Annotated in this window: 29 protein-coding genes; 8 read left to right on the top strand and 21 right to left on the bottom strand. The window is 47.9% G+C overall.

Annotated features, from left to right (window positions below; genetic code table 11):
- Positions 1-2: 2 nt before the first annotated feature.
- On the bottom strand, positions 3-1,133 hold the full coding sequence (locus tag CWE07_RS05730) for a WD40/YVTN/BNR-like repeat-containing protein (RefSeq protein WP_111568933.1): 1,131 nt from the start codon (positions 1,131-1,133) through the stop codon (positions 3-5).
- Positions 1,134-1,448: 315 nt separating this feature from the next.
- Here CWE07_RS05730 and CWE07_RS05725 point away from each other — a divergent pair, with 315 nt between their 5' ends.
- The gene (locus CWE07_RS05725) at positions 1,449-2,798 is read left to right on the top strand and encodes a DUF1329 domain-containing protein (RefSeq protein WP_111568932.1); all 1,350 of its coding nucleotides are present in this window, start codon (positions 1,449-1,451) and stop codon (positions 2,796-2,798) included.
- 108 nt (positions 2,799-2,906) lie between these two features.
- Here the strand turns inward: CWE07_RS05725 and CWE07_RS05720 are convergent, their stop codons facing one another.
- The 3 genes from CWE07_RS05720 to CWE07_RS05710 are packed head-to-tail and all read right to left on the bottom strand — an operon-like array spanning position 2,907 to position 5,359.
- Positions 2,907-3,782 (bottom strand): NAD(P)-dependent oxidoreductase, encoded by an 876-nt coding sequence (locus tag CWE07_RS05720; protein WP_111568931.1) that lies wholly within the window; start codon positions 3,780-3,782, stop codon positions 2,907-2,909.
- A gap of 52 nt (positions 3,783-3,834) precedes the next feature.
- Complete coding sequence (locus CWE07_RS05715) at positions 3,835-4,620, bottom strand: methyltransferase domain-containing protein (protein WP_241974078.1); 786 nt, start codon at positions 4,618-4,620, stop codon at positions 3,835-3,837.
- Positions 4,598-5,359, bottom strand: a complete 762-nt coding sequence (locus CWE07_RS05710; RefSeq protein WP_111568929.1) for a Nif3-like dinuclear metal center hexameric protein — start codon at positions 5,357-5,359, stop codon at positions 4,598-4,600. Before CWE07_RS05710 ends, CWE07_RS05715 begins: the two co-directional genes overlap by 23 nt.
- Positions 5,360-5,520: 161 nt before the next feature.
- Between CWE07_RS05710 and CWE07_RS05705 the strand changes: the two genes are divergently transcribed.
- Positions 5,521-5,892 carry a hypothetical protein gene (locus CWE07_RS05705; RefSeq protein WP_111568928.1) on the top strand — a complete coding sequence of 124 codons (372 nt, stop codon included), beginning with the start codon at positions 5,521-5,523 and terminating at the stop codon, positions 5,890-5,892.
- A 57-nt stretch (positions 5,893-5,949) separates the two neighbouring features.
- On the opposite strand, the gene CWE07_RS05700 is transcribed toward CWE07_RS05705, so the two are convergent.
- The 11 genes from CWE07_RS05700 to CWE07_RS05650 all read right to left on the bottom strand — a co-directional run bounded on the left by CWE07_RS05700 (position 5,950) and on the right by CWE07_RS05650 (position 14,814).
- Complete coding sequence (locus CWE07_RS05700; protein WP_111568927.1) at positions 5,950-6,177, bottom strand: DUF3912 family protein; 228 nt, start codon at positions 6,175-6,177, stop codon at positions 5,950-5,952.
- Between the two features lie 114 nt (positions 6,178-6,291).
- Entirely contained in the window at positions 6,292-6,822 is a 531-nt protein-coding gene (locus tag CWE07_RS05695) for a DUF3833 domain-containing protein (RefSeq protein WP_111568926.1), read from the bottom strand.
- The gene (locus CWE07_RS05690; protein WP_241974077.1) at positions 6,822-7,364 is read right to left on the bottom strand and encodes a chalcone isomerase family protein; all 543 of its coding nucleotides are present in this window, start codon (positions 7,362-7,364) and stop codon (positions 6,822-6,824) included. Before CWE07_RS05690 ends, CWE07_RS05695 begins: the two co-directional genes overlap by 1 nt.
- Positions 7,357-7,881, bottom strand: coding sequence for a DUF2878 domain-containing protein (locus CWE07_RS05685; RefSeq protein ID WP_157983229.1), 525 nt, complete (start codon positions 7,879-7,881; stop codon positions 7,357-7,359). Before CWE07_RS05685 ends, CWE07_RS05690 begins: the two co-directional genes overlap by 8 nt.
- Positions 7,866-9,146: an SAM-dependent methyltransferase gene (locus tag CWE07_RS05680; protein ID WP_111568924.1), complete on the bottom strand. Its 1,281-nt coding sequence runs from the start codon at positions 9,144-9,146 to the stop codon at positions 7,866-7,868. Before CWE07_RS05680 ends, CWE07_RS05685 begins: the two co-directional genes overlap by 16 nt.
- 68 nt (positions 9,147-9,214) lie before the next feature.
- Positions 9,215-9,973 (bottom strand): DUF1365 domain-containing protein, encoded by a 759-nt coding sequence (locus CWE07_RS05675; RefSeq protein WP_241974076.1) that lies wholly within the window; start codon positions 9,971-9,973, stop codon positions 9,215-9,217.
- Positions 9,954-11,252: an NAD(P)/FAD-dependent oxidoreductase gene (locus CWE07_RS05670; RefSeq protein ID WP_111568922.1), complete on the bottom strand. Its 1,299-nt coding sequence runs from the start codon at positions 11,250-11,252 to the stop codon at positions 9,954-9,956. Before CWE07_RS05670 ends, CWE07_RS05675 begins: the two co-directional genes overlap by 20 nt.
- A 3-nt stretch (positions 11,253-11,255) precedes the next feature.
- Positions 11,256-11,987: an SDR family NAD(P)-dependent oxidoreductase gene (locus CWE07_RS05665; RefSeq protein ID WP_111568921.1), complete on the bottom strand. Its 732-nt coding sequence runs from the start codon at positions 11,985-11,987 to the stop codon at positions 11,256-11,258.
- Complete coding sequence (locus CWE07_RS05660) at positions 11,987-12,433, bottom strand: nuclear transport factor 2 family protein (RefSeq protein ID WP_111568920.1); 447 nt, start codon at positions 12,431-12,433, stop codon at positions 11,987-11,989. Before CWE07_RS05660 ends, CWE07_RS05665 begins: the two co-directional genes overlap by 1 nt.
- Positions 12,430-13,845, bottom strand: coding sequence for a deoxyribodipyrimidine photo-lyase (gene phrB / locus CWE07_RS05655; protein ID WP_111568919.1), 1,416 nt, complete (start codon positions 13,843-13,845; stop codon positions 12,430-12,432). Before phrB ends, CWE07_RS05660 begins: the two co-directional genes overlap by 4 nt.
- Positions 13,846-13,878: 33 nt before the next feature.
- Entirely contained in the window at positions 13,879-14,814 is a 936-nt protein-coding gene (locus CWE07_RS05650) for a YbgA family protein (protein WP_111568918.1), read from the bottom strand.
- Positions 14,815-14,959: 145 nt separating this feature from the next.
- Between CWE07_RS05650 and CWE07_RS05645 the strand changes: the two genes are divergently transcribed.
- The 3 genes from CWE07_RS05645 (at position 14,960) to CWE07_RS05635 (ending at position 17,104) form a co-directional block, all read left to right on the top strand.
- Positions 14,960-15,544 (top strand): LON peptidase substrate-binding domain-containing protein, encoded by a 585-nt coding sequence (locus CWE07_RS05645; RefSeq protein WP_111568917.1) that lies wholly within the window; start codon positions 14,960-14,962, stop codon positions 15,542-15,544.
- 225 nt (positions 15,545-15,769) lie between these two features.
- On the top strand, positions 15,770-16,396 hold the full coding sequence (locus CWE07_RS05640) for a sigma-70 family RNA polymerase sigma factor (protein ID WP_420836539.1): 627 nt from the start codon (positions 15,770-15,772) through the stop codon (positions 16,394-16,396).
- Positions 16,397-17,104, top strand: coding sequence for a ChrR family anti-sigma-E factor (locus tag CWE07_RS05635; protein WP_111568916.1), 708 nt, complete (start codon positions 16,397-16,399; stop codon positions 17,102-17,104).
- 115 nt (positions 17,105-17,219) lie between these two features.
- On the opposite strand, the gene ihfA is transcribed toward CWE07_RS05635, so the two are convergent.
- Genes ihfA through CWE07_RS05615 form a run of 4 tightly spaced genes read right to left on the bottom strand, consistent with a single transcriptional unit; the run spans position 17,220 to position 21,140 of the window.
- The gene (gene ihfA / locus CWE07_RS05630) at positions 17,220-17,510 is read right to left on the bottom strand and encodes an integration host factor subunit alpha (protein ID WP_111568915.1); all 291 of its coding nucleotides are present in this window, start codon (positions 17,508-17,510) and stop codon (positions 17,220-17,222) included.
- 5 nt (positions 17,511-17,515) lie between these two features.
- Positions 17,516-19,906, bottom strand: coding sequence for a phenylalanine--tRNA ligase subunit beta (pheT, locus tag CWE07_RS05625; protein WP_111568914.1), 2,391 nt, complete (start codon positions 19,904-19,906; stop codon positions 17,516-17,518).
- A gap of 11 nt (positions 19,907-19,917) precedes the next feature.
- The gene (gene pheS, locus CWE07_RS05620; RefSeq protein ID WP_111568913.1) at positions 19,918-20,898 is read right to left on the bottom strand and encodes a phenylalanine--tRNA ligase subunit alpha; all 981 of its coding nucleotides are present in this window, start codon (positions 20,896-20,898) and stop codon (positions 19,918-19,920) included.
- Positions 20,899-20,906: 8 nt separating this feature from the next.
- Complete coding sequence (locus CWE07_RS05615) at positions 20,907-21,140, bottom strand: hypothetical protein (RefSeq protein WP_126818980.1); 234 nt, start codon at positions 21,138-21,140, stop codon at positions 20,907-20,909.
- A gap of 17 nt (positions 21,141-21,157) precedes the next feature.
- On the opposite strand from CWE07_RS05615, the gene CWE07_RS05610 reads away from it, so the two are divergent.
- The 3 genes from CWE07_RS05610 to CWE07_RS05600 all read left to right on the top strand — a co-directional run bounded on the left by CWE07_RS05610 (position 21,158) and on the right by CWE07_RS05600 (position 22,922).
- Positions 21,158-21,616, top strand: coding sequence for a hypothetical protein (locus CWE07_RS05610; protein ID WP_111568911.1), 459 nt, complete (start codon positions 21,158-21,160; stop codon positions 21,614-21,616).
- Between the two features lie 210 nt (positions 21,617-21,826).
- Positions 21,827-22,366, top strand: a complete 540-nt coding sequence (locus CWE07_RS05605) for a hypothetical protein (RefSeq protein WP_111568910.1) — start codon at positions 21,827-21,829, stop codon at positions 22,364-22,366.
- A 91-nt stretch (positions 22,367-22,457) separates the two neighbouring features.
- A complete protein-coding gene (locus tag CWE07_RS05600; protein ID WP_111568909.1) occupies positions 22,458-22,922 on the top strand; it encodes a hypothetical protein in 465 nt (154 codons plus the stop codon).
- Positions 22,923-23,029: 107 nt separating this feature from the next.
- Here CWE07_RS05600 and rplT read toward each other — a convergent pair whose 3' ends face one another.
- Positions 23,030-23,386 carry a 50S ribosomal protein L20 gene (gene rplT / locus CWE07_RS05595; protein WP_111568908.1) on the bottom strand — a complete coding sequence of 119 codons (357 nt, stop codon included), beginning with the start codon at positions 23,384-23,386 and terminating at the stop codon, positions 23,030-23,032.
- 26 nt (positions 23,387-23,412) lie between these two features.
- On the bottom strand, positions 23,413-23,610 hold the full coding sequence (rpmI, locus tag CWE07_RS05590; protein WP_111568907.1) for a 50S ribosomal protein L35: 198 nt from the start codon (positions 23,608-23,610) through the stop codon (positions 23,413-23,415).
- Positions 23,611-23,639: the final 29 nt, after the last annotated feature.

Below are 23,639 nucleotides of genomic sequence, written 5' to 3'. Positions count from 1 at the left end.
TTTTAGCGTGCTGGAACTTGAGGGGACAGGAACTGCATGACACCGCCGCGGCCTACCAAAATAAACTCGCTGCCAGCATCTTGTAGTACGCCACTCAACGGCACGTTACTGCTGTGCTCAAAGCGTTGCGCCTCTAGCGTGTCTTGATCGAAAAACACTAACGTGCCCGAATGACCTGCCAACACCACGGTGCCATCAGCCATTAAAGTGCCGCCATTTAGGTTGTATCGTGTGTTTGAGCTGAGCGCACTAAAGGTGTCCCCGTTGTCTTCAGACACAAATACGTTGCCGCGCAAACCATAGACCCAAAAGCGCCCTTGTTGGTCAAATAAACCACCAAAGAACGAGCCCTGATAAGGTGAATCTAACAATTCAAAGCTAGCGCCATTGTCGTCGCTACGAAACAGTTGGCCTGCTTCAGCAATAACAAAAATATCGCCTGCGTCATTGCTGACTAATTTGTTGAGGTGAAATGCCGTTGGGTTATCTAAACGCTCACTGACAATAGCCCATGAGCTGCCGCCGTCGTGGGTTTCAAGCAACATCCCAAACGCGCCGACCGCAAAACCGTGCTCAGCGTCAGTAAACAACACATCAAATAATGGTTTGGTTGGACCTACGTCCTGCTGAATTTCAGCTGCCTGAACTTGAAATGAGAGTTCATCGAGTAAAAACTCATACTCAGCCGCTTCATCGTCATCTTCTGCGTCTTCAATGCGCGTTAGCAAGGTCGCTTCACGTTCTTGTAACCACTCCAGTTCTATATTGAGCAACTGAAAGCCGTCCAACATGCGCTGCCAACTTGCACCAGCGTCCTGGCTACGTAACAACACGCCATCATGACCCGAAACCCAAATGGTATTCGCATCGACATAATGCGCTGATGTGAGTAACACACTGGTTGGCACCTCGGCTTGCTGCCAATCCTGCTCCCCCTGTTTGGTCAAGATAGTACCAAACGCCCCAACAACAATGGTTTGGTCTAAATATCGATTCAACCCAACCATAACCCCTTGCTGCGCTCGTTGTGCTTGCGGGGATGGGGCAAAAATAACGTCGTAATCGTCGCCAGCTTGCTGCGCATGTGCTGAAAAGCTAGCCAGCAAGGCTGTACAGATTGCGATCCACTTCATTTATATCTCCTGAGGCGTCCATATCGCTGTGAACTCCGATTGTATAGTCTAACAGGCGTTTGAAAACCCCTTAGTTAAAAAAAACTCATAAAAGGATTAAATTTAACGGGGCTTAAAAGCGGGTGAGCCTAGTGTAAAGGATGTGAAACTTATGTTTTACTCTCTGGTCTTACAAATAGTTGCAAAAATGTAATATTGCTCTCATTCTAAGCAGGTGAGGCAATGCTTATTTTATTTTGGTATTTTTTGGTGTAGCTTACGCGATTATAAGAAGCCCTTATAACAAGTATAAGCACAGTAACAAGGACAAAGACGATGAGAAAAACTCTATTAACCGCTGGTGTAATGGCGCTTTCGCTGGTGTCAGCTAGCGTTTATGCAGCAGTGTCAGAGCAGGAAGCTGCGCGTCTTGGCAACGATTTGACACCGATCGGTGCAGAACGTGCTGGTAGCGCAGATGGTCGAATTCCAGAATGGACCGGTGGTTTGTCACGTCCAGGTGAAGACGTGAACCGTCCGCGCAATCCATTCGCTGACGATGAGCCACTTTATACCATTACCCGTGACAACCTTGACGAGCACCGCGATCGCTTATCGCCAGGCCAGATTGCCCTTTTCGAGCGTTACGACACTTTCTACATGCCGGTGTATGAAACACGCCGTACATCGACTTATCCGCAAGAAATCTTTGACATTATTAAGCGTAATGCCACCCGTTCTGAATTAGTGCAAGGCGGTAACGGCTTAGAGAACTTCGAAGTCGCTATCCCATTCCCAATTCCAGAAAATGGCTTGGAAGTCATTTGGAACCACCTGGCCCGTTACCGCGGCGGTGCCGTTGAACGTACTGTGGCGCAAATTCCAGTGCAGTCGAATGGTCGCTTCGAAGCGGTTCGCTTGCGTGAGCTGTTAGTATGGCCTGAGTACCTTGAAGGTGGCCGTGATGCGAACGATGACAACGTACTTTTCTACTTCCTACAGCAAGTATTGGCCCCAGGTCGTTTAACAGGTACCGTACTTCTGGTTCACGATACCATTGATCAGGTTCGTGAAGGCCGCCGCGCTTGGATTTACAACGCAGGTCAGCGCCGTGTGCGTCGTGCACCAAACGTTGCCTATGACGGTCCAGGTACTGCAGCTGACGGTTTGCGTACGTCTGACCAGTTAGATATGTTCAACGGTGCTCCAGACAAGTACAACTGGGAATTAGTCGGCAAGAAAGAAATGTATATCCCGTACAACAACTACAAGCTTTTGAACACCGACTTGTCGTACAGCGATATCATTATGCCTGGTCATGAAAACCCAGAGTATACTCGTTACGAGTTGCACCGTGTTTGGCACGTAGAAGCGACGTTGAAAGAAGGTGAGCGCATGATTTACTCGCGTCGTTCATTCTTCATCGACGAAGACACTTGGACAGCATCAGTGATTGACCAATATGATGGCCGTGGTGACTTATGGCGTATTTCGCAAGCCTACCATATTCAATTCTACGGCAACGATCTGCCTTGGATGGCGATGGAATCGGTATACGACTTAAATAACGGTCGTTACATCACCCTAGGCCTTGCCAACGAAGAAAGCCAGTACATGAACTTTGACATTACACCTCGTCGCAGCGACTTTAGCACCAACGCCCTGCGTCGCATGGGTATCCGTTAAGATTCAATGCGATTCGTTAGATGCTGAGTTAAATGCTCAGTTAAGTAAAAGCCCCGCGAATTGTGGGGCTTTTTATTGCCAGCACAAAAATCGTGCTTCAGTGCGTCACTAATGGAATTTGACTAAACGTGCCATCAATGACGAGGTGTCCCAGCGCTCACCACCGAGCGCTTGCACTTCAGCATACAGCTGGTCAATCACCGCAGTGACAGGCAAAGTTGCGCCATTTTTTCTCGCTTCTTGCATCGCAATGTTTAAATCTTTGCGCATCCAATCCACCGCAAAGCCAAAGTCGTATTCACCCTGCCACATCGTGTGAGAGCGATTTTCCATTTGCCAACTACCCGCAGAGCCTTTGCTAATTGCAGCGACCAAAGCCTCTGGGTCAAGGCCTGCACGCTTACCAAATGCTAAGCCCTCTGATAACCCTGACAACACACCAGCAATACATATCTGATTCACCATTTTCGCTAACTGGCCACTACCTACAGGCCCTTGCAAACCACTGTGGTGTGACATGACATCTAACATAGGTTGCACTTTAGCAACGGTGTCCGCACTACCACCCATCATAATCGTCAATTTGGCATTTTCGGCGCCGGCTTGGCCGCCAGACACTGGTGCATCAAGGAACTCGACGCCTTGCTTTTCACAGGCTGCGCCAAGTTCGCGCGCTAGATCCGCCGATGCTGTGGTATGATCAATCAAAATACTGCCCGGTTGCATATTGGCAAGCACGCCCTCTTCGCCATATACCACACTACGTACATCATCATCGTTGCCAACACATACAAACACGACCTCTGCATCCAAAGCTGCCGCTGCTGGGGTGCTTGCCGCGCGGCCGCCATGCTGATCACACCAAGCCTCTGCTTTACTCGCGGTACGGTTATATACGCAGACATCATAACCGGCTTGCTGTAAGTGACCTGCCATGGGGTAGCCCATCACGCCCATACCGATAAATGCTAATTTCTTACTCATTATCACTCCTAGGTTAAGCCAAATGACTAAATTATAAGTTGCCAATCATTGTTTAGCGCTCACTACGCAGTAGCAAATGCTGGTAACGACCCAATTGCCGGAACGGGTCTTGCTGGCGATACAAAAGCTCCATTGCAACTAAATCGTCACGAGCTTGGTCTTCCCGCTCGCGCAAATAATCATGAATGCACCGCACGCCACTGTGCTTGAATACGGTGAGCTGTTGAGCCAATGCCCAATCTTTTACGTGCTCAATATAAAGAGGCCGCTGAGGACTAAAGCGTACTTTCTTTTTGACTTCAAGCCCTGCCCTAACATAATCAAAGTTACCGTACACTAAGTTTGCCATCTCTTTGGCACGGCGATTATAAAACATCAGCGACACCCAACCCTGCTCAGCCAACAATGGCCGCAGCGTTGCAAGGGCACGTTCTGGTTGCGCCAGCCATTCAAGTACTGCATGGCATAAAATGACATCAAATGTTTGCCCAGCGAGCCGCTCTGGTAGCGCCTGTAACCCCGCCACCTCATAACGATACTGTGCACACAAGCCAGCTTGTTGATGCGCTTGTTGCGCCGCTTGTACCATTTGCGGCGCAATGTCGGTGTGCACAACCTGATGACCTTGCCTGGCGAACAGCTGATTAACCTGACCAATACCAGCACCCACGTCTAACACCCGTAGTGGTTTTTCACTCGCAATTAACGCGGCCAGGTCAGCTGCTAAAACTGCTTGGCGAATAACCCCTTTTGAGGTCTGGTAAATATTTTTCTCAAACCGTGCTACATCGTCGGCGAACGCGCGATCATGTGGTTTATGCGGGACTGTCAATGTCAATAAACTCCACGTTAATGTTCAACGTCTGGGCGAGCGCTTCACCCAGTGCTCGCGCGCCGAAACGTTCCGTTGCATGATGGCCTGCCGCTAAATAGTGAATACCGCGTTCACGTGCAACATGCACAGTTTGCTCTGATATTTCACCACTTATAAAGGTGTCGGCGCCTGCATCACAGGCAGCATCAATGAAACTTTGCCCACCACCGGTGCACAGGGCAACACGCTGAACTTGATGGCCACCACCTGATACCTTAGCTACCAAGTTACGACCCACCGCAGCGCTTAAGAGCGCAGCAAACTCATCGAGTTCCACATTGCCTGCTAGCCCTTGATAAACGATACCCTGAGGCATTATCTGCGTCACGGGCTGAATATCCTTTAAGCTAAGTGCTCGCGCTAAGCCTATGTTATTACCCAGTTCCGGATGCCCGTCGAGGGGCAAATGATACGCGATCAGGTTCATATCGTGGGCAAGTAACCGCTTGATGCGCTGATACTTCATGCCAGTAATGACCGCCGACTCGCCTTTCCAGAAATAACCATGATGCACTAATAACGTATCAGCACCGCGCTCAACGGCTGCATCGATTAACGCCTGGGACGCAGTCACCCCAGTTACGATATGGCCAATAGTTGCCTGTCCTTCCACTTGAAGACCATTTGGACAGTAATCCTGATAGTCCTGAGGCCGTAACCAAGTATTTAATGTGTCGAGTAATTCGCTACGGGATACAGACATGAGCTCTCCTTGACTTAATGGCTAGTCACATGAGTCCAAATTTGTTGACAGGCTCGCTGGGCAACAAGCTGGAAAATTAGACAGTTGTTAAAAAGTCGGTTATATAAATATCTTGCGAAAATAAATAGTAACACAACAGGACCAAACGAAGGACTAACCGAATGAGTGAGCTGGATAAAGATCAGGTACTTGAAGACTTTGAAACTGCGTATAAAAAGGCCCATGGCAAAGCGCCCAAAGTTGAGGCTAATAACGGCTGGTATAGCGTTGATGGCGGCAAGAATATGCGCTTAGCGCAACTTGACGAGTGGACTCAAGAGTTGAAGTCATCAAAATCGACAGCAAAAGCCGATACAAAACCCAAGACAAAGGCCAAGACAAGTTCGGCAACAAAGCCAAAGAAAGCAACTAAATCAAAAACCAAGAAATCAGCGGGTGGAAATTTCGCGGCTGAAAGCTGGCAGAAATATTTAACCGCACTACCAGCAGATTGCAAGCCGCCACGTGGCATGCAAGGCACTCGTCATAAATAGGTTGTGGGTTGCATGGGCTCGAGTTACTGACTCGATGCCCTGTTGCTCTAATTGAGCTTAGCCCCGAACCAGGGGAACGCGTACCTTACGGTGACGGTGAATTAAAAAGGCACTACGGTGAAATTTGAGCTTTTGTGGCCCGAAATCTCCCATACTTATTTCGTAGTTGTCGTCATCTAGTTCGCGTACGACTTGACCCATTTTACCTTGGTGCTCACCACGCTTGATGAACACCGTTTGACCCAAAAACTGACGACTATTGTACGTAAAACAAACACCAGCCATGACAGCCTCTTATCGCAATGAACTAAATCTATACACGTCAAGCCGATTATTACCGTTAAACTCGACTCTCTAGTCATTATCGGCTAGCTGGCAAAAAACTCAAGTGCTACAACCCTAGCTTTGCGGGTTACGTTCAATGTAAATTGTGATATCGCCAACGTGAAAGCCAAAATAGGTCATACGTGTACGATTAATCATGCGGTCTTCGTCTATAAGATACATCCAATCATCAAGCGTCACTTTGAGTTCACGCCCACCAGCTTCGACTTGCAACTGATACACCCAATTTAGGGCTAAACCAGAGGTCGTGCCTACGGCCGTGCCGACTACATCACCGGCGGTGCCCTCGTAGGTGTTCGGCCCCGTTTTAGTTAAATACCAAATACGCTTTTCTTCACGACCATCGTCCCAAAAAAAGTCTTCGTCCAGAACACCTTCATTGCCGTCCCATGTGCCTACCATGGTGGCAGTAAAACGACCTGTGACCTCGCCTGAACGACTTTGCACGACACCATGAGCAGTCAGTGGTCCATTAAAAAATTCTTCAAGCTTGAGCTCCGGTGTGGTGCCTGCATAGTCATCAATACTGGCCGAGCAACCCGTTAAAATAAACAAAGCTAGGCATACCGCGAAAAATTGTTTCATTATCGTGCTCCCACTAACTCGTCACGATTGCGACGAAAACTTGATTGTTCGCTTAACCAAATCGCTAGAAAACGCTCAGCGAAGTTCTGATCATCAATTGCACCTAGCAAGCCTTGATCGTTGTAAAACCTGATCTGTTGGTCAACGTGGCGTGCAATCAGACAATCACCTTGGCTGACGTCAGGCCATATTTGACCAAGCTGTGCAAGCCAAGCCTCGGCCTCAGCGTCGACGCTGTAGCCTAATTTGTTCCATTCATCGCGCGTAGTATCAATTAATTGCTGAGCACGAATGTCGCGTAAGTAATTAAGTTGCAACGCGGTTTCTTGCTCATCGGGATAAGCGCCTGATGCGGTAAATAAGGTCGCATCGTAGACACGAAAGAAATACACACGCAAACGGGTCTCACCGACCTTGCTAAGATCGTCTGTCACGTCAGCATAGCATTGCTGCTGTGCCTGCGCCGTTGGCACCATAAGAACACTCGCAGCAAACATGATTGCTGCGCAGCAAGATACCCAAATACGATTTAACTTACACATAGCGTTGTTCCTTATCCTGTCCAAGTGCAACCATACGAACTACCAGCAGCATTAATAGTCCCCAAATCAATGAGTAGCCTACAGCCATTAACATCGGGCTAGTTAAGCGCTCAGCGGCACCTAAACCAACGCCAGCAAAGTATGTAATTGGCCCGAAGATCACACCTGCAATGAACGCCAACACATAACGCCCCTTCAGCCATGTGAATACAACCAATGCCATCGCGGCGAAACCAAGCCATAGTAGAATTAACCACGCTGGAAGCAAGTCAGTGCCGGTAAAACGGATCGCGCCCATTGCAACCATCAGGTATTCAGCTAGCAAGCCCACGCCAATTAACGTGATTAACATGTATCGTCGAGCCCACAAATACCGCCAAGCGCTGGCGTATAGTGCTACCACACTTAACGCCGTCAACCACAACCAATCTTCCCGACCCCAAACAGCTAGAAACCAGACTAAATCAAAGAAAAAGAAATGAACAAGCCGGGTAATTTGGCTTAGCTGGTTGCGCAATAATTGCCAGATACTGTTCGTAACGCCTCCTTAGCTGACGGCTTGGTTGCCATCAACTGAACCGCACTCACGCGGCGCTCAATAAACCCGCCCTCACAATAGCTCAGGTAATAATTCCAGAAGCGTGAAAAGCGCTCGTCATACCCAAGTGTCTGCAGTTCGCTATGCTTCGCATTAAAAGCTACACGCCAATCTTCCAGCGTGCGGGCATAATGTAAGCCGATATCATCCACTTGGCGTATGACCATATCCGTATGTTTACGCGTCAAGGTGTGTAACAGTTCATTGGATGGTAAATAACCACCAGGAAAGACGTGTTGCTGAATAAAATCAACGTCGCGGTTGTAGCGCTGCATTCGCTGATCCGCAATGGTGATCGCCTGAAGCACCATCCGCCCTTGCGGTTTCAGCAGACGACTACATTGCTTAAAGAAGCTTGGTAAATACTCTTTACCCACCGCTTCGATCATTTCAACCGACACAAGCTTGTCAAACTGACCAGTTAGATCTCGATAGTCTTGGTTGAGCAATGTGACTTTGTCACTAAGACCCAAGGACTCCACCTTACTTTGCGCATACGCCAACTGTGCGTCTGAAATCGTGGTAGTGGTGACATGGCAGTCGTAATGTTGTGCGATGTATACAGCAAGACCGCCCCAACCTGTGCCAATCTCAACGACGTGATCGCCTGGCTGAATGTCGAGCATGTCGCATAAGCGCTGCAATTTGTGCTGTTGCGCCTGGTCCAAGCTTGCTGCAGGATTTGGATACACCGCACTGGAGTACTGCATTAACGGGTCCAGAAAACGGGTGTAAAGCTCATTGCCTAAATCATAATGCGATAATATGTTTTGCTTGGCTTTGGACTTTGAATTGCGGCGAGCTAAAAACGCCAGCTTTTGGAATGGCCATGTTAACCAGCCGTAACGCTGGCTAATGGCGTCCATCGCGTCTAAGTTCTGGGCAAATAACCGAATCACCGAGGTCAAATCTGGACTGCTCCAGTCACGGTCGATGTATGACTCACCGGCACCAATGTCACCATTGAAAATAAAGCGCCGATACATGCGCGTGTGGTGCACATCAATGCGCGCCTTCAATGGGTCCTGTTTGTTACCAAACTCTCCTACCACTACCCCGTCTTCAGTCAAAACAAGGTAACCATGCTGTAATTGGGTTAAAGCGCGGAGTGCGATATCGCGACTTACCTTTTCAGCAAAGTTTGCGGTTTGCGTGGCGCTCATTGCTCGTTGTTGTTCGGTCATGCTGACAATACCTTTTTATTAAAATCTAGCTTCGTTACGAGCCAGTATCTTGTCCTTTTACGGCAGCCTTATGTTCGGGTGTTCGAATAAAATGGGACTCGCTTCACGAATAGCTTTAATGCCTGCCAATAAATTCCCCAAACGATACGAATGGTCATCACTGGGAATGTTTTTAGTACGTTATTAATACCTTGCTGGTTCAATGTCTGACGTTTTAACGCCATACTGGCGTCAAACACCAGTTGACCAGCTTTATGTGCCTCAATATGAACTAAGGCGCTTTGGCTGGGCTGTGAAATTTTCCACTGATATACCATGTCCATTGGATTAAACGGCGACACATGGAAGGCCTTCTCAGTTGGGTCTTGAGTCGCTAAATCAACTAAATAGTAATGCCGCTGATTCCACGGGGTATTACTCACCTCGGCCATCATATGGGTGAATTTGTCGCCTTGCTGCAAGAAATAGCAATTAATCGGACTGAAGAACATCCCCCAACAGCGCAGGTTGCCCAGAAAGAAAATCCGCCCGGTGAGTTCTGCTTGGCCAGCGTGTTGCGAATGAAGATGATTCATCTGTGCTAAGACCGCTTGCTCCAGCGACGTCGCACCCCCCCACAAGCCTGGCAGGTAATCGCGGCTGTTAAACGCCAGCGCAGCAAACTTGGCGTCAACTTTAAAACGCTTGCTCAATTGGGCTATTTGCTCTAATTCATCAAGGGCAAGCCACCACTGCATAAAAGGATAGTTAAAGCTGTGGGAGCGCGGCGTCATGCGGCGGTGGCGCACTGAGCCTTGGTATATCGCACTATCCATGACTGCGCTCAAGCTCCGCTACATGTGGCGCTAAATTAAATCGTGCAGCGACATCAAAAGCGCTACGCACGCCGTCTTCATGGAAGCCGTTATACCAGTAGGCCCCTGCGAAATGGGTACGCTGATGACCACAAATCGTGTCTCTTTGCTTACGCGCAGCCATAGACTTCAACGAGTATTCCGGGTGATGATAAATGAACGAACGCAAAATGAGCTCTGGCTTTATTTGCGCTGTGTTGTTTAAGGTCACACAGTAAGTTTTACCGGCATCGAGGCCTTGTAAAATGTTCATGTTGTAGGTGACTGAAGCCAACTGTTCGTCTCGCGCAACGCCAGCTTTGGTCGGCGGTAGCCAGTAGTTCCAACTGGCCCAGGCAGCTTTTCGCTTTGGCAATAAAGCCTCGTCATTATGCAACACCACTTCATTGGCTTGATAACCAATCGCACCGAGCACTGCCTGCTCTTGAGCCGAGGCGTCTGCCAGCATGGCCAGGGCTTGGTCGCTATGACAGGCCAAAACCACGTGGTCAAAAAGCTTGACCTCACCCTTGGCTGTAGTGAGTTCGACGCTATTCTCGTGGCGTACAACCTTAACAATTGCCGTATTTAGGTGAATTTTATCCGCAAACGTGCGCGTCATTGGTTCAACATACGCACGTGAACCGCCTTCAATCACAGCCCACTGTGGTCTGTCACTCACATTAAGCAGACCGTGGTGCATGAAAAAGCGCAGGAAAAAGCCTAGTGGAAAATGAGCCGCTTCTTTTAACGTAGCTGACCAAATGGCGGCGCACATCGGGTATAAGTAGTTGTCTTTAAACAGTGGCCCGACCTTCAACGCATCAACAAACTCAGTCAACGTGGTGTTGTCTAGTTCATCTAACCGGTCGCGGTTGGCCTCATACTCATTTTTCGCAGCTTGATTAAAACGCAATATATCCCGCAGCATGCGGTAAAAAGAAGGTCTCAGCAAATTGCGTTTTTGCGCGAACAAGGTCGCTAAACTGTGTCCGTTGTACTCTAAACCAGTGTCTGGATTATGGACGCTAAAACTCATTTCAGTGTCTTTCCACGCCACGCCTAACTCTCGCATTAGATGACGAAAACGTGGATAGGTTCGGTCATTAAACACAATAAAACCAGTGTCGATAGCCAAGCCGTCGACATCTACGGTTGCGGTGTGACCACCAATATAATCGTTTGCTTCAAATACTTCGACGTCGTGCGCTTTGCTTAATAAGTAGGCGCTAGTTAGTCCGCCAATCCCAGACCCAATGACCGCTATTTTCATTACTTAAGAATCCTTCATCCGACGCGCTATGGCTAATTGCACAGCCGTTGGTAACTTGTGCATGACACGTAAAATCCAACCAAATACGCGCGGGAAATATATTGTTTGTTTGCCCTTTTCAAGCTGCTTGCGCAGTGAGGCTGAGGCCTGCTCCACCGTAATGCGCATCGGCATCGCAAAGTCATTGGCGTCTGTCATCGGAGTTTTGACAAAGCCAGGAGACACCGTCACCACTCGTATACCCTTTGGATGCAAATCCACACCCAGGCTTTGAGCGAAATAATATGTTGCCGCCTTGCTGGCACCGTAGGCTTGTGCGCGCGTGAAAGGCAGTAAGCGGCTCATGCTGTCAATAAAGGCGATGGTCGTGTTGGCGCGCATTTGCGGCAGCAATGCAGCTGCACAGTTCACCATACCAAAGAAGTTTGCCGCGAAAACCCGTTGCACCAAGGATGGGTCATAGTGCTGCGCATCATCAATGTACTCACAGACCCCAGCACTTAAAATCACCAGATCAATATCCTGCAGCGGGCTAAGATACTGTTCACACGCTTTTACGTCACTCACATCGAAGGCCAACGCAGTGACTTGCTGCGGTTTGAGTTCAAGGGCAGTAAGCGCCGCAAGTTTCTCTTGGTTGCGCCCACACACGTAGACACGATGCCCGGCAAGAATATAATCGCGAGCAACCTGTTCACCGATACCTGAGGTAGCGCCTGTTATCACTATATTCATTAGTTTTTCATCCGTGATTTGACCTGATTGGTCAGCCAGCCCATGACGGGAACATGCTCATACACCATAGCGCCCATATCGTAATAATCCGTGTGCTCAAGGATACGCGCACCGTCAGCAGTGAACTTTAATTGCGTTACACCCGGCACCACCACCTCTTCACCACGTTGAATCTTGGGATGCGCAAAGCGCATTTGCCAGGTCAGGTAGCCACCTTCACTATTCAGTAACTGGTGGGTAAAGTCGAAATGACAGTATGAGACATTCTTAATACTGTTGACTAGATAAGTTTTCAACGCAGGTAAACCATCTACCCGGTGCACGGGGTCACTAAACGCGACATTGTCCGCGTACACTCGGTTCAACTCATCCACATTCGCCTCTTCCATTTTGGCGTAGAAATTCTTAAGTGATTGAATAACATCATCTTGGGACGACATACTCATTTTTTCAGTCCTTTAAATGTGGCGATAAAATCGTCTCGGGCTTGGCTATGGTCGACCATAGGTTGTGGGTACTTGGTATCGCTATTCTGTTCTGAACCACGGGCCCTAAGGTAATGATGCGGTTCATGAATGTATTTATTTGGTACATCCTTCAACGCGCTCACCCATTTACGGATATAGCGCCCCTCGGGATCAACTTTTTCACTTTGTCGGGTCGGATTAAATACCCGAAAATAAGGTGCCGCATCCGTACCCGTAGAAGCGCTCCATTGCCAACCGCCATTGTTCGCAGCGAAGCTACCGTCAATCAGGTTCTGCATGAAATGACGCTCGCCCAGGCGCCAATCTAAACGTAGGTCTTTGACTAAAAAATTTGCCACTATCATGCGCACCCGGTTATGCATCCAACCCTCAGCTTTTAGCTGGCGCATACCGGCATCAACGATAGGAAACCCAGTGTTGCCTTCACACCAACGTTTGAAATCGCTATCGTTTGCGCGCCATGGATATGCGTCGGTGTATTCCAAAAATGCTTTACCCATGCTCAAACGTGGCACTGCATACATGAGGTGAAGATAAAACTCGCGCCACGCGAGCTCACTCAGCCAAGTGTGCGCACCTTGATTCAACCCGTGTGGAAAGTCTGGGCTTTGTTGCTGTAGCATTCTGGCAACCGTTACGGGTGAAATCACTCCCAATTCGAAAAACGGCGATAGCCTAGAGGTTGCATCTAGCGCCGGTAAATCACGCGCTCGCGCGTAGTCTTGCACTTGTTCGTCTGTAAACCGACGCAAACGCTGTTTAATCGCATCTTCGCTCGCAGCCCAGCTTGACGCATCGCGTTTGTCGTAGCGAATCTGAATTGGAGTAAATTCGCATTCAGAGCGACTCACTATGCGGCCCGGCTGCGTTAAGCCGCGATGCGCTAACAGTGCAAGCCAACTCTTAAAAAACGGGGTGAACTTTTTATAATAGCCAGCTGTTTTTGGCGTCACACTACCTGGCTCTAACAGCACGTTACTATCAAACCAATGGCATTCAATTTCGTGCTCTTCGAGCCAGGCATTCACCGCGCGGTCGCGTCGCACCTCATCCAATGGGTAGTCGCGGTTCGCATAAAGGGCTTCGACGTTGTGTTTTTGGCAGAACTGATGCAAGGCTTTGGGGGTGCCAGCATAAGTATCCAGTTCAATATGGTGAAGCTGAATTCCTTTGGCTGCTAACGCTTGCCCCAAATGATTCGCTTGACGCTCGTATAAATCTGCTTTGATTGGTGCCCAATCATGCTGCTGCCATTGCTCTGGCCAACTACATACCACGGCAATTACATGCTGATGATTGCTACATGCCTGTAATAGCGCCTGATTATCCGTGATACGTAGGTCTTGGCGAAACCACACTAATGCTGTCATAACCTTACCTTTCAAAACTATTCAACAGGGTGATTACAAGCCATAACGCAGTTTTAGATCATCAGGGTAAGGTTGCAGGTAGCTCTGCTGCTGCAAGTAATCGCTTGGATGTTTACGTAAATAATGCCGAACCAAGGTTAAAGGTGACATCAGTGGCACCACGCCGTCGTGATATTGCATAATCAAATCGCTTAGCTCCTGACGCTCTACCCCATCGAGTTCGTCACTAAAAAAGCCCTGAATATGCTGTAATACATTAGTGTGGTTCTTGCGACTGGCAGGCTTTGCCAATGCAGCCATTAAAGTCTCGATGTAATAAATGGCAAATTCTTGAGTCATTGGAGACGTCGCCGCGAGCTCGCGACCTAAACGGCGATAGACGGGCTGATTGTGGGCCAATAACGTAAACTTTTGCGCAGCGTGAAATGCCTGAATATCCGCCGTCGTATACGGCTGAGGAATAGCTTTCCAGGCAGCATACACAAAGACTCGCAGGACAAAGTTCTCGCGCAAAAGGGGATCATTTAAACGACCGTCTTCTTCAAGTGGTAACGCAGGTTGCATGCGCTGCAATTGGCGCGCAAAGATACCCATGCCATCCTTTTGATTAGCGTTTTCACCGGGTGTATAGACTTTTACCCGCTCCATACCACAACTTGGCGACTTGGCACACAGCACATATCCGCTCAGTTGCTTAAATTGCTCGTTACGTTGAATTGCAAAGTCGACTAGTTGTTGGGTAACATTAGCGCCCGTTTTTGGAATGACTGCTTGTGGATTTTCAACTTCCCCTTCCAGTCGAATCGTCGGCCTGGGTGTCCCCAGACCAATCCCGACTTCAGGGCAAAAAGGAACCAATTCAATATGTCGACGTAATTCTTTGTCGCAAAATGCAGAGCGTTTGTGGCCACCGTCATAGCGAACTTTTTGACCGACAAGACAAGCACTTATTCCTACTTTTATGGTCAATTTAATTCTCCGTTGCGTATAAATAGACTAACCTTTCGAAAATTACGTGCTTATTAATTAATTGGATCGCGCTTTATTTAAGATCCATTCAACTGGTGAGTGCGTATTTATTAGTTAAGTTAAGCCAGAAACCTTGAAGTAACCTATGTCAAATTTAGAGCAGTCAAAAATTGCATTGTTTCCGCTGACCTCGCATGTGTTGCCAGGTGGGCGTTTGCAGCTGCGTATTTTTGAGCAGCGCTACATTCGCATGGTCAAAGAAGCGCTTACCGCCCAGTCCGGGTTTGGTATCTGTATGCTTAACCCGAAAGGCAAGACCGAAGACAATACGCACATTCTACCTATCGGTACATTGGTACACGTAGTCGACTTTGAATCACTTCCTGACGGAATGCTAGGAATTACTGTAGCTGGTGAACAACTTTTTGAAATTCAGGACATTGATACCGCCAAAGATGGCCTTCGTAGTGGTGACGTGACCTTGCGCGAGCACTGGCCAACGTCAGCCATCACCGACGAAGACATCTTGCTACGCCAGCGTTTACAAGAGGTGTTTGACGCGTATCCAGAGCTTTCCCAACTATATCCTGAAAAGAAGTTTGACGATGAACCATGGATTTGTCAGCGCTGGCTTGAAATTCTGCCGTTAGAGCCACAGAAGAAACAAGAGCTGCTTTCCAGTAAGCATACGCAACCAGTGAAAGAGTTCATTCGCCAGTTAGTTGAATGATCTTTTACGCTTCCTTTGCGTATCTAATCTTGAGTCATCGATTATACTTGTTATCGTGTACGAAAAGTTGTGGTTTAAAGTTGTCGCAATAGCTGGCATAGTGGTAGGTGGAAAGGCAGGATCACTTTCCATGCTTAATCTTCCAGTTCAGCGATTTGGCATAGTAATCGAACACTTAATAAGGCACTTGTGACTTAATCACCAGTGATAATAACAGGCAAAATTATGATGCGATTAGCACCTCAAAGTGAAGCGCCGCGCGCTGCAGTTACTTCCCCGAAGTCTGCCGCTACTGCAGATGACGCCCAACATCTTGCAGGTCTTTTAGCGAGCATTGCCAATTCCCGTTGCCGCCGTTCTTTCAGCGAATTGTTTCGCTATTTTGCACCAAAGCTTCTTGCTTACGGTTCGCGCCAGTTTGGCAATGAACAGATAGCTGCTGACTTGGTTCAGGAAACAATGACGAATGTTTGGCACAAAGCACACCTTTTTAACGCCGACAAAGGCGCTCCCGCGACTTGGATTTTCACCATCGCACGTAACATTCGTTTCGACCTTCTGCGCAAGAACAAACACCGCCGTGATGAAATCAGTGCTGATGAATTATGGCCAATCTTATCTGAGCAGAATGAGTCGCTGGAAGATGATTACGCCCTTGACCGTGAAATTCTGATGCAGGAAATTGGTGCTTATTATGCTCAATTACCCGAAGCACAACGCGAAGTGATTGAGAAGATTTATATCGAAGGTAAGTCACAGCAAGAAGTATCTGATGCCCTAGGTATTCCCCTAGGCACAGTAAAATCTCGCACTCGACTTGCTTTGATTAAATTGAAAGAGCTGATTGCATAAATGATTAAAGCGCATCCAACCGATGCCATGTTGCATGCCTACGTGGCAGGTGAATTAAATTCAGCCTCTGCTCTGGTCGTGTCGACACACCTAGACATGTGTCCACATTGCCGCAGAATGGCGAATGCAGTAGAAGAAGAACTCGCTTGCGAGTTTGAATCTGCCCCTGCCGCACAATTAGACGGCGACGACATGCATTTAATGTTGGATGCGATTTTTAGCTCTAGCGCATCGAAATTCGACACCGAAGTTTCGCCCTACCCAGCCCAGGCTGAGGCCCAAGCTCCAGTCAAACCCAAAGACGCTATGATTACGTTGGAAGGTAAACGCTTTCAACTGCCACGCTCGCTTGCTAATCAGAAGCACCGCATTGGTCCATGGAGTAAAATGATGGGCAACATGTGGCGGGCCCCAATCAACCTTGGTACGGATGAAGTTGCCAATCTTATCTATATGGATCGCGCAACTAGTGTCCCGGAACATACCCACCGCGGCACTGAGCTTCAATTAGTGATTAACGGCGTATTCAAAGATGAATACGGCAGTTATAGTGACGGTGACATGTTGGTGTTAGACCATACCCACCAACATACACCAGAAACGACTGACGAAGACTGTTTAATTTTGGCAGTCATGGATGCCCCGCTGCATTTCACATCGGGTATCAGTCGGTTATTGAACCCGTTTAGTAGTTTGTTTTTCCGTTAGGCATAGTTCGAGTCTAAACTCATTAGTTACCTCTGTTTGGCTCAAAACAAAAGCGCTAAACAGCAGACACAAAAAAGCACGCTATTGCGTGCTTTTTTATTGTCTGGGAGCCTACTCAAGATTTAGCGTCTTCAACTCTTACCTTAAGCTTTTGCCCAGGCCGGAATGTCACCACTCGACGCGCTGAAATTGGGATATCCTCTCCCGTCTTCGGATTCCTTCCCGGTCTCTCTGACTTATCGCGAAGCTCAAAGTTACCAAAACCTGATAACTTAACCTGCTCGCCATTTTCAAGCGCCGAACGAATTTCCTCGAAAAAGAGCTCCACCATATCCTTGGCGTCTTTTTTGTTTAAACCATTCTTCTCAAACAAGTGCTCAGCTATTTCAGCTTTTGTCAGTGCCATAATATTTAGCCATCCCTTAGTACCGCATCGAATTCACTTTTGAGTAATTCGACCACGCCGTCGACAAACTCGTTCACTTCGTTTTCTTCAAGGGTGCGTTCGATATCTTGCAATATCATTGACAGCGCCAAGCTCTTCTTACCAGCTGGCGTATTTTGCCCTTGGTATACGTCAAACAAGTTTAGGTCAATTAATCGGTTTTCGCCAAATTTCTCAATAACAACAAGGATTTCGCCAGCTGGCGTGGTTTCATCCACCAGCACAGCCAAGTCGCGGCGAATAGATGGATAGCGCGATACCTTAGTCGCTTGCGGCAGCGAGCGCTGCAACAATGCCGATAACGCCAGCTCAAATACAAATACGCGACCTTTTAAACCGAAGGTCTTGCTGAACTGAGGATGCACTGCACCCAAGGTACCAACAAACTTTTCTCCCTGATACACAGCAGCACTTTGGCCCGGATGTAAAGCACTGTGCTGGTGCGCTACAAAGCGGAACTGCTGGGCGTGCCCAGTTAACCCTAAGATATTTTCAACATGACCTTTAAGATCATAAAAATCAACCGCTTGTTCGCCGTCAGACCAATGTTCGCCTTGTACATTACCCACTATCACGCCAGCCAACATCGCTTCCTGACGTACGCCATTTTCAGCCTGACTATCAGGGACAAAGCGCAAGCCCGTTTCAAACAGCCGTACACTCGTGCGCTGGCGCTTCTGGTTATAACCAACCGCGCTTAACAAACCTGGCCATAGGCTTAAGCGCATTGACGACATTTCCACCGAAATTGGATGTGGCAAAGTCAGTGCAGCTTGCTCTGGAAATAGTGCAGCTTGGTGTTTCGGGTCAACAAAGCTGTAAGTGATAGCTTCCTGATAACCTAAAGACTGCAAACTCTGCTTCACTGTACGCAAGCTTAAGTCAGACTCCTGGCGTCTGCTCATGCGCAACTCAGCCCGTGGTGCGACCGAGGGGATATTGTTGTAACCATACACCCGCGCAACTTCTTCAATTAAATCTTCTTCAATCGCAATATCAAAACGATACGTCGGTACTTCAACGTGCCAGCCAGCACTTGTTTGCTGCACGCTAAAGCCTAAACGATTCAGAATTTCAGTCACTTGGCTATCTGCTACTTTCACGCCTAGCAAGCGTGCCAAACGCTCGCGGCGCAACGCTACGCTGGCTGCTTGTGGCAGATGGTTCTTCGCCACTGACTCGCGCACAGGCCCTGCCTGACCGCCACAAATCTCCAATAGTAGCTGGGTGGCCCGCTCCATCGCTGTGCGCTGAAGTTCAGGGTCAACACCGCGCTCATAGCGATGTGAAGCATCGGTGTGCAGACCAAAACGACGGGCGCGCCCCATAATGGCTTGAGGCGCAAAAAATGCACTTTCTAATAGGATGTCTTGAGTCTGAGCCGTCACGCCACTTTGTTGACCGCCGAAAATACCGGCCATCGCTAACGCTTTCTGGCTATCGGCAATCACCAGTACATCGTCTTGTAAGCTGACTTCCTGCCCATCTAATAACGTCAGCGTCTCGCCTGGCTGTGCCATGCGCACCTCAATATCACCTTCTATCGCATTTAAATCAAATGCATGCATCGGGTGACCTAGTTCAAGCAATACATAGTTGGTCACATCGACCACCGCATCGATTGAGCGCACACCACTGCGACGCAAGCGTTCCTGCATCCAAAGCGGTGTTGGTTGGCTCAGATCAAGCCCTTTAATGACGCGACCTAAATAACGAGGGCACGCAGCTGGAGCTTGTAATTCAATCTTGACCGCGTCCTCGATCGTTGCCGCCACAGGGGTTACGCTCAAGTGCTCGACATCTAAATTGTTCAAAACCCCTACTTCACGCGCAATGCCTTTGATACCAAGACAATCAGCGCGGTTAGGCGTCAGGTCGACGTCTAAAGTCACGTCATCAAGACCAAGCCAATCGCGGTAATCTTTACCCACGGGTGCATCGGCTGGCAGCTCAATAATACCGCCGTGATCGTCATCTAAGCCAAGCTCTTTACTTGAACACAACATGCCGTGGGATGGCTGACCACGCAGCTTGGCTTTCTTAATTTTAAAATCACCAGGCAAAGTCGCGCCTACGGTTGCGACAACAACTTTAAGGCCTTGCCGACAATTCGGTGCGCCACATACGATATCGAGTAGCTCGTCTCCACCCACACTTACCTTGGTTACTTGCAGTTTGTCGGCATCCGGGTGCGGGCCACACTCGACAACTTCGCCGACAAACACGTTGTTGAACTTTGCTGCAACAGGTTCTATACCGTCGACTTCCAAACCGGCCATACTTAACTGCTCGGCCAATTGTTCACTGGTAAGCTCTGGGCTCACCCATTCACGTAACCACTGCTCTGAGAATTTCATGGGTGGGCTCCTTATTTAAACTGCTCGAGGAAACGAAGATCGTTTTCAAAAAACGCGCGTAAATCATTCACGCCATAACGCAACATAGTAAGACGTTCAACGCCCATACCGAAAGCAAAGCCGGTGTATTTTTCGCTATCGATGCCTACTGCTTTTAATACATTGGGGTGAACCATGCCACAGCCAAGAACCTCTAACCAATCACCGCCCTTACGACGCACGTCCACTTCTGCAGAAGGCTCGGTAAATGGGAAATACGATGGTCTAAAACGAATTTCTAAGTCTTCTTCGAAGTAATGATGCAGGAAGTCATGCAAGATGCCTTTTAACTCCGCAAAGCTGACATCGGTATCTACCATCAAGCCTTCAACCTGATGAAACATCGGCGTGTGCGTTTGGTCGTAGTCATTTCGATACACTCGGCCTGGCGAGATGATTCGAATCGGCGGCTGTTCAACTTCCATAGTACGAATTTGCACACCTGAAGTCTGCGTGCGTAACATCGTACTTGGGGTAAAGTAGAAGGTATCGTGATCAGCTCGCGCTGGATGCTGCGCAGGGATATTCAAAGCGTCAAAGTTATGGAAGTCGTCTTCGACTTCAGGACCTTCTTTGACACTAAAGCCCAGTTGTCCGAAGTAATCTTCAATGCGCTGAATGGTGCGTGTCACCGGGTGCATGCCACCGCGCTCACTGCGCCGACCGGGCAAGGTCACATCAATTTGCTCAGCGGCTAGTTTAGCGTTCATCTCAGCTTGTTTAAGCTCGTCATTGCGGGCGTTCAACACTTGCTGAAGCTCTTGCTTGGCTTGGTTAATTAACTGCCCTGCTTTGGGCCGCTCTTCGGGAGATAGCTTACCCAGCTGTTTAAGCTGCTCTGTTAATAAACCTTTTTTGCCCATGTAATTGACGCGTACTTCGTCTAATTCGGCGGGCGAATTGGCCCCAGAAACCGCTGTTTTGGCTTGCGCCAATATCTCGTCTAACTGCATGATTCCCCTCAAAACTTTTGCATTTCAACCGGCAGCTGACGCGCCGCGATCAATGTGGATTCTGCGCATATAATGAAAGCCGCAATGATACCTGAAAGTGCACAGAAAAGGGAGACATTAACCAGTACAAACCAAGCAATAAAATCAAGCCAGCCTCGGAAATAAAAAACCAAGGCTGGCATCTTATTTGCAACAATCAAGGCTGGCATCTTATTTGCAACAATATAAATCTCTACAAACAAACTAATGATGCAAAATTATGGACGTTTCGTTTTCTGCCAACCAAACTTATGCTCTGTCTCACATATCATCGGTTAAGAGTGTCAAGCAGACTATGCCTTCAGAGAATACAACCAAGTCAGACGCTCCTCCAGAAGCCAGTCTCGAGACAATAAAGAAGCTTGGTAGTCTGGTCTTAGGAAAAGGAAACATCGAGCGGTGGGAAGCCGAAGGCCTGGAGCTGGACGATGCGGTGTATGAAAAAGCCTATGAAGCATTTAATGAAGCCTTTAAATGGGGGCAATCTCAGGGAAGTGGGCTTTCCAGCATAAGCCATTCGTTTAACGCACATGATATTGTCGCATCCGCTCAGGAAGTGCCTGCATGGTTTGAAGCGGAACGTGCGCAGTACATCGATCAGCATCAACACCCTGCCGTTCGCGAAGCTTTTGCAGATGGCGCTTTGTGGTATGGGCATATTAATTCAGTCTTTGCCTGATACCACTTACCAGCAGGCAATGTATTGCCGACCCTGCAAGAAAAAAGTGAGTCAGCGACCAGTACAAGCCAGATAATTTGCTAATCATATCTATAAAGGTACTAAGAATTATACAAGCTATATTTAAAAACATTTTATTAACATAAACTTGATCTATGGCGGCATATTGTTAATATAGATCGAATATATTAAGATAAAATGGAGAATATTATGAAAACGTTAAATCAACTTTTTATTTACATTACTTTCATCTTAACATTAATTGCTTTCCCAGCTTCTTCATCTGAAGAATATGCTGATATCAAAACTCCTAAGGAATTAGGCCTACCAGCTCTTTTATGGGAAGGATTAGATGAAACAGATAAAAAAACTGAAGTACTTCAAAGTAGCTGGTTTGACAGTGGCTCGGGACCTGGTCAATTAGAGTGGCAAGATCAGTATTATCAAAGCCAACTTTTGAGTACCGCCTTTGCTTCTGGTTATATGACAAGCATCAACTACAGCTGGTCTGGAACTTTTAATGGCTGGAACAACGTAGAAGTATATTTAGCTATTGTAGCTCCAGATGGGCAAGTTGTTGGTTCTGCTGATGTTACAAATTCTTCAAGCGGAACTCTATCCGTCCCTTCACAAGAGTACCCCGCTAGCTACTCTATCGGTTTTGTATACATCGTAAATCAACAACCAAGAGTGATGATATATCAGGGACCATTTTTTGGAGGAGTAAGCGTAACCGTTCTTTACCAGTAATAATGAAGCCAGCCTTGAGCATGAAATCCAAGGTTGGCATTTTATTTGCATATTGAAAAGAGTTCTTAAGATAAATTGAAAGGTGCAAAATATGAATATTTCGTCTTCTGTCAGCCAGACTTATACTCCCTCTCAAACCTCACCAGTTCAAGAAGCAAAACAAACAGAGCCCGCAAAAAACACAGCAAAATCAGGTGACACTCCAGAGATATTATCCGGGGTCGCTATGATGAAGATGTTAGGTGCTAGTGTGCTGGGGAAAGATAACATCGAACAATGGGAAGCTAAAGGGCTGGAGCTGGACGATGCTGCTTATGAAAAAGCCTTTGAAGTATTTAACGAAGCCTTTAAATGGGGAAATAGTCAGGGGGGTGACCTGTCCGGGATAAGCTATTCGTTTAACGCTTACGATATTGTCGCATCGGCGCAAAATGTACCAGAATGGTTTGAAACGGAGCGTACACAGTATATCAAGCAACAGCAACACCCTGGCGTTCGCGAAGCTTTTGCTGATGGCGCTCTGTGGTATGGGCATATTAATTCAGTCTTTGCCTGATACCACTTACCAGCAGGCAATGTATTGCCGACCCTATATAAAAAACAAGAAAAAAGGGCCTTATAAGGCCCCTTCTCTAATCTTACTTACTCGCGAGAGTGACTGACTTACGCCAGACCTTCTTTTGCTTTCTCTACCAGAGCAGCAAAACCTGCCTGGTCGTGAACCGCGATATCAGCTAAGATTTTGCGATCGATCTCGACAGAAGCTTTCTTCAGACCGTTGATAAAACGGCTGTAAGATAAACCACTTTGACGCGCCGCAGCGTTGATACGAACAATCCACAATTGGCGGAATGTGCGCTTCTTCGCACGACGGTCACGGTATGCGTATTGACCTGCTTTCGTGACAGCTTGTTTCGCTACACGATAAACACGACTACGTGCACCGTAATAACCTTTCGCTTGCTTCAGTACTTTCTTGTGACGCGCACGCGCGACCACACCACGTTTTACTCGTGCCATGCTCTATCTCTCCTAACGTCTATGACTTATGCGTACGGTAACATACGGTCAACTAATGCTTTGTCATTCTGGTGTACCATAGTTTTGGCACGTAAATGACGCTTACGCTTAGTCGACTTCTTAGTCAAAATGTGACGCAGGTGAGACTGCTTGCACTTGTAACCGCCTGAAGCAGTTTTCTTGAAACGCTTAGAAGCGCTCTTTACAGATTTCATTTTAGGCATTGCTAAAACTCCGCATTGTAAAACTGGCG

The organism is Aliidiomarina maris, from assembly GCF_003987335.1.
Taxonomy (GTDB): domain Bacteria; phylum Pseudomonadota; class Gammaproteobacteria; order Enterobacterales; family Alteromonadaceae; genus Aliidiomarina; species Aliidiomarina maris.
This window is presented reverse-complemented; position numbering and strand designations above follow the sequence as displayed.

Excerpts from the sequence above, each read along its gene's own strand:
- rplT (WP_111568908.1), bottom strand. The coding sequence starts at position 23,386 with ATGGCACGAGTAAAACGTGGTGTGGTCGCGCGTGCGCGTCACAAGAAA.
- CWE07_RS05720 (WP_111568931.1), bottom strand. The coding sequence starts at position 3,782 with ATGAGTAAGAAATTAGCATTTATCGGTATGGGCGTGATGGGCTACCCC.
- CWE07_RS05640 (WP_420836539.1), top strand. The coding sequence starts at position 15,770 with ATGATGCGATTAGCACCTCAAAGTGAAGCGCCGCGCGCTGCAGTTACT.
- pheT (WP_111568914.1), bottom strand. The coding sequence starts at position 19,906 with ATGAAATTCTCAGAGCAGTGGTTACGTGAATGGGTGAGCCCAGAGCTT.
- CWE07_RS05690 (WP_241974077.1), bottom strand. The coding sequence starts at position 7,364 with ATGTGTAAGTTAAATCGTATTTGGGTATCTTGCTGCGCAGCAATCATG.
- CWE07_RS05600 (WP_111568909.1), top strand. The coding sequence starts at position 22,458 with ATGAATATTTCGTCTTCTGTCAGCCAGACTTATACTCCCTCTCAAACC.
- CWE07_RS05705 (WP_111568928.1), top strand. The coding sequence starts at position 5,521 with ATGAGTGAGCTGGATAAAGATCAGGTACTTGAAGACTTTGAAACTGCG.
- CWE07_RS05635 (WP_111568916.1), top strand. The coding sequence starts at position 16,397 with ATGATTAAAGCGCATCCAACCGATGCCATGTTGCATGCCTACGTGGCA.
- CWE07_RS05605 (WP_111568910.1), top strand. The coding sequence starts at position 21,827 with ATGAAAACGTTAAATCAACTTTTTATTTACATTACTTTCATCTTAACA.
- CWE07_RS05610 (WP_111568911.1), top strand. The coding sequence starts at position 21,158 with ATGGACGTTTCGTTTTCTGCCAACCAAACTTATGCTCTGTCTCACATA.
- CWE07_RS05730 (WP_111568933.1), bottom strand. The coding sequence starts at position 1,133 with ATGAAGTGGATCGCAATCTGTACAGCCTTGCTGGCTAGCTTTTCAGCA.
- ihfA (WP_111568915.1), bottom strand. The coding sequence starts at position 17,510 with ATGGCACTGACAAAAGCTGAAATAGCTGAGCACTTGTTTGAGAAGAAT.
- CWE07_RS05695 (WP_111568926.1), bottom strand. The coding sequence starts at position 6,822 with ATGAAACAATTTTTCGCGGTATGCCTAGCTTTGTTTATTTTAACGGGT.
- CWE07_RS05725 (WP_111568932.1), top strand. The coding sequence starts at position 1,449 with ATGAGAAAAACTCTATTAACCGCTGGTGTAATGGCGCTTTCGCTGGTG.
- CWE07_RS05645 (WP_111568917.1), top strand. The coding sequence starts at position 14,960 with ATGTCAAATTTAGAGCAGTCAAAAATTGCATTGTTTCCGCTGACCTCG.
- CWE07_RS05700 (WP_111568927.1), bottom strand. The coding sequence starts at position 6,177 with ATGGCTGGTGTTTGTTTTACGTACAATAGTCGTCAGTTTTTGGGTCAA.
- phrB (WP_111568919.1), bottom strand. The coding sequence starts at position 13,845 with ATGACAGCATTAGTGTGGTTTCGCCAAGACCTACGTATCACGGATAAT.
- CWE07_RS05670 (WP_111568922.1), bottom strand. The coding sequence starts at position 11,252 with ATGAAAATAGCGGTCATTGGGTCTGGGATTGGCGGACTAACTAGCGCC.
- CWE07_RS05710 (WP_111568929.1), bottom strand. The coding sequence starts at position 5,359 with ATGTCTGTATCCCGTAGCGAATTACTCGACACATTAAATACTTGGTTA.
- rpmI (WP_111568907.1), bottom strand. The coding sequence starts at position 23,610 with ATGCCTAAAATGAAATCTGTAAAGAGCGCTTCTAAGCGTTTCAAGAAA.
- CWE07_RS05680 (WP_111568924.1), bottom strand. The coding sequence starts at position 9,146 with ATGACCGAACAACAACGAGCAATGAGCGCCACGCAAACCGCAAACTTT.
- CWE07_RS05660 (WP_111568920.1), bottom strand. The coding sequence starts at position 12,433 with ATGAGTATGTCGTCCCAAGATGATGTTATTCAATCACTTAAGAATTTC.
- pheS (WP_111568913.1), bottom strand. The coding sequence starts at position 20,898 with ATGCAGTTAGACGAGATATTGGCGCAAGCCAAAACAGCGGTTTCTGGG.
- CWE07_RS05665 (WP_111568921.1), bottom strand. The coding sequence starts at position 11,987 with ATGAATATAGTGATAACAGGCGCTACCTCAGGTATCGGTGAACAGGTT.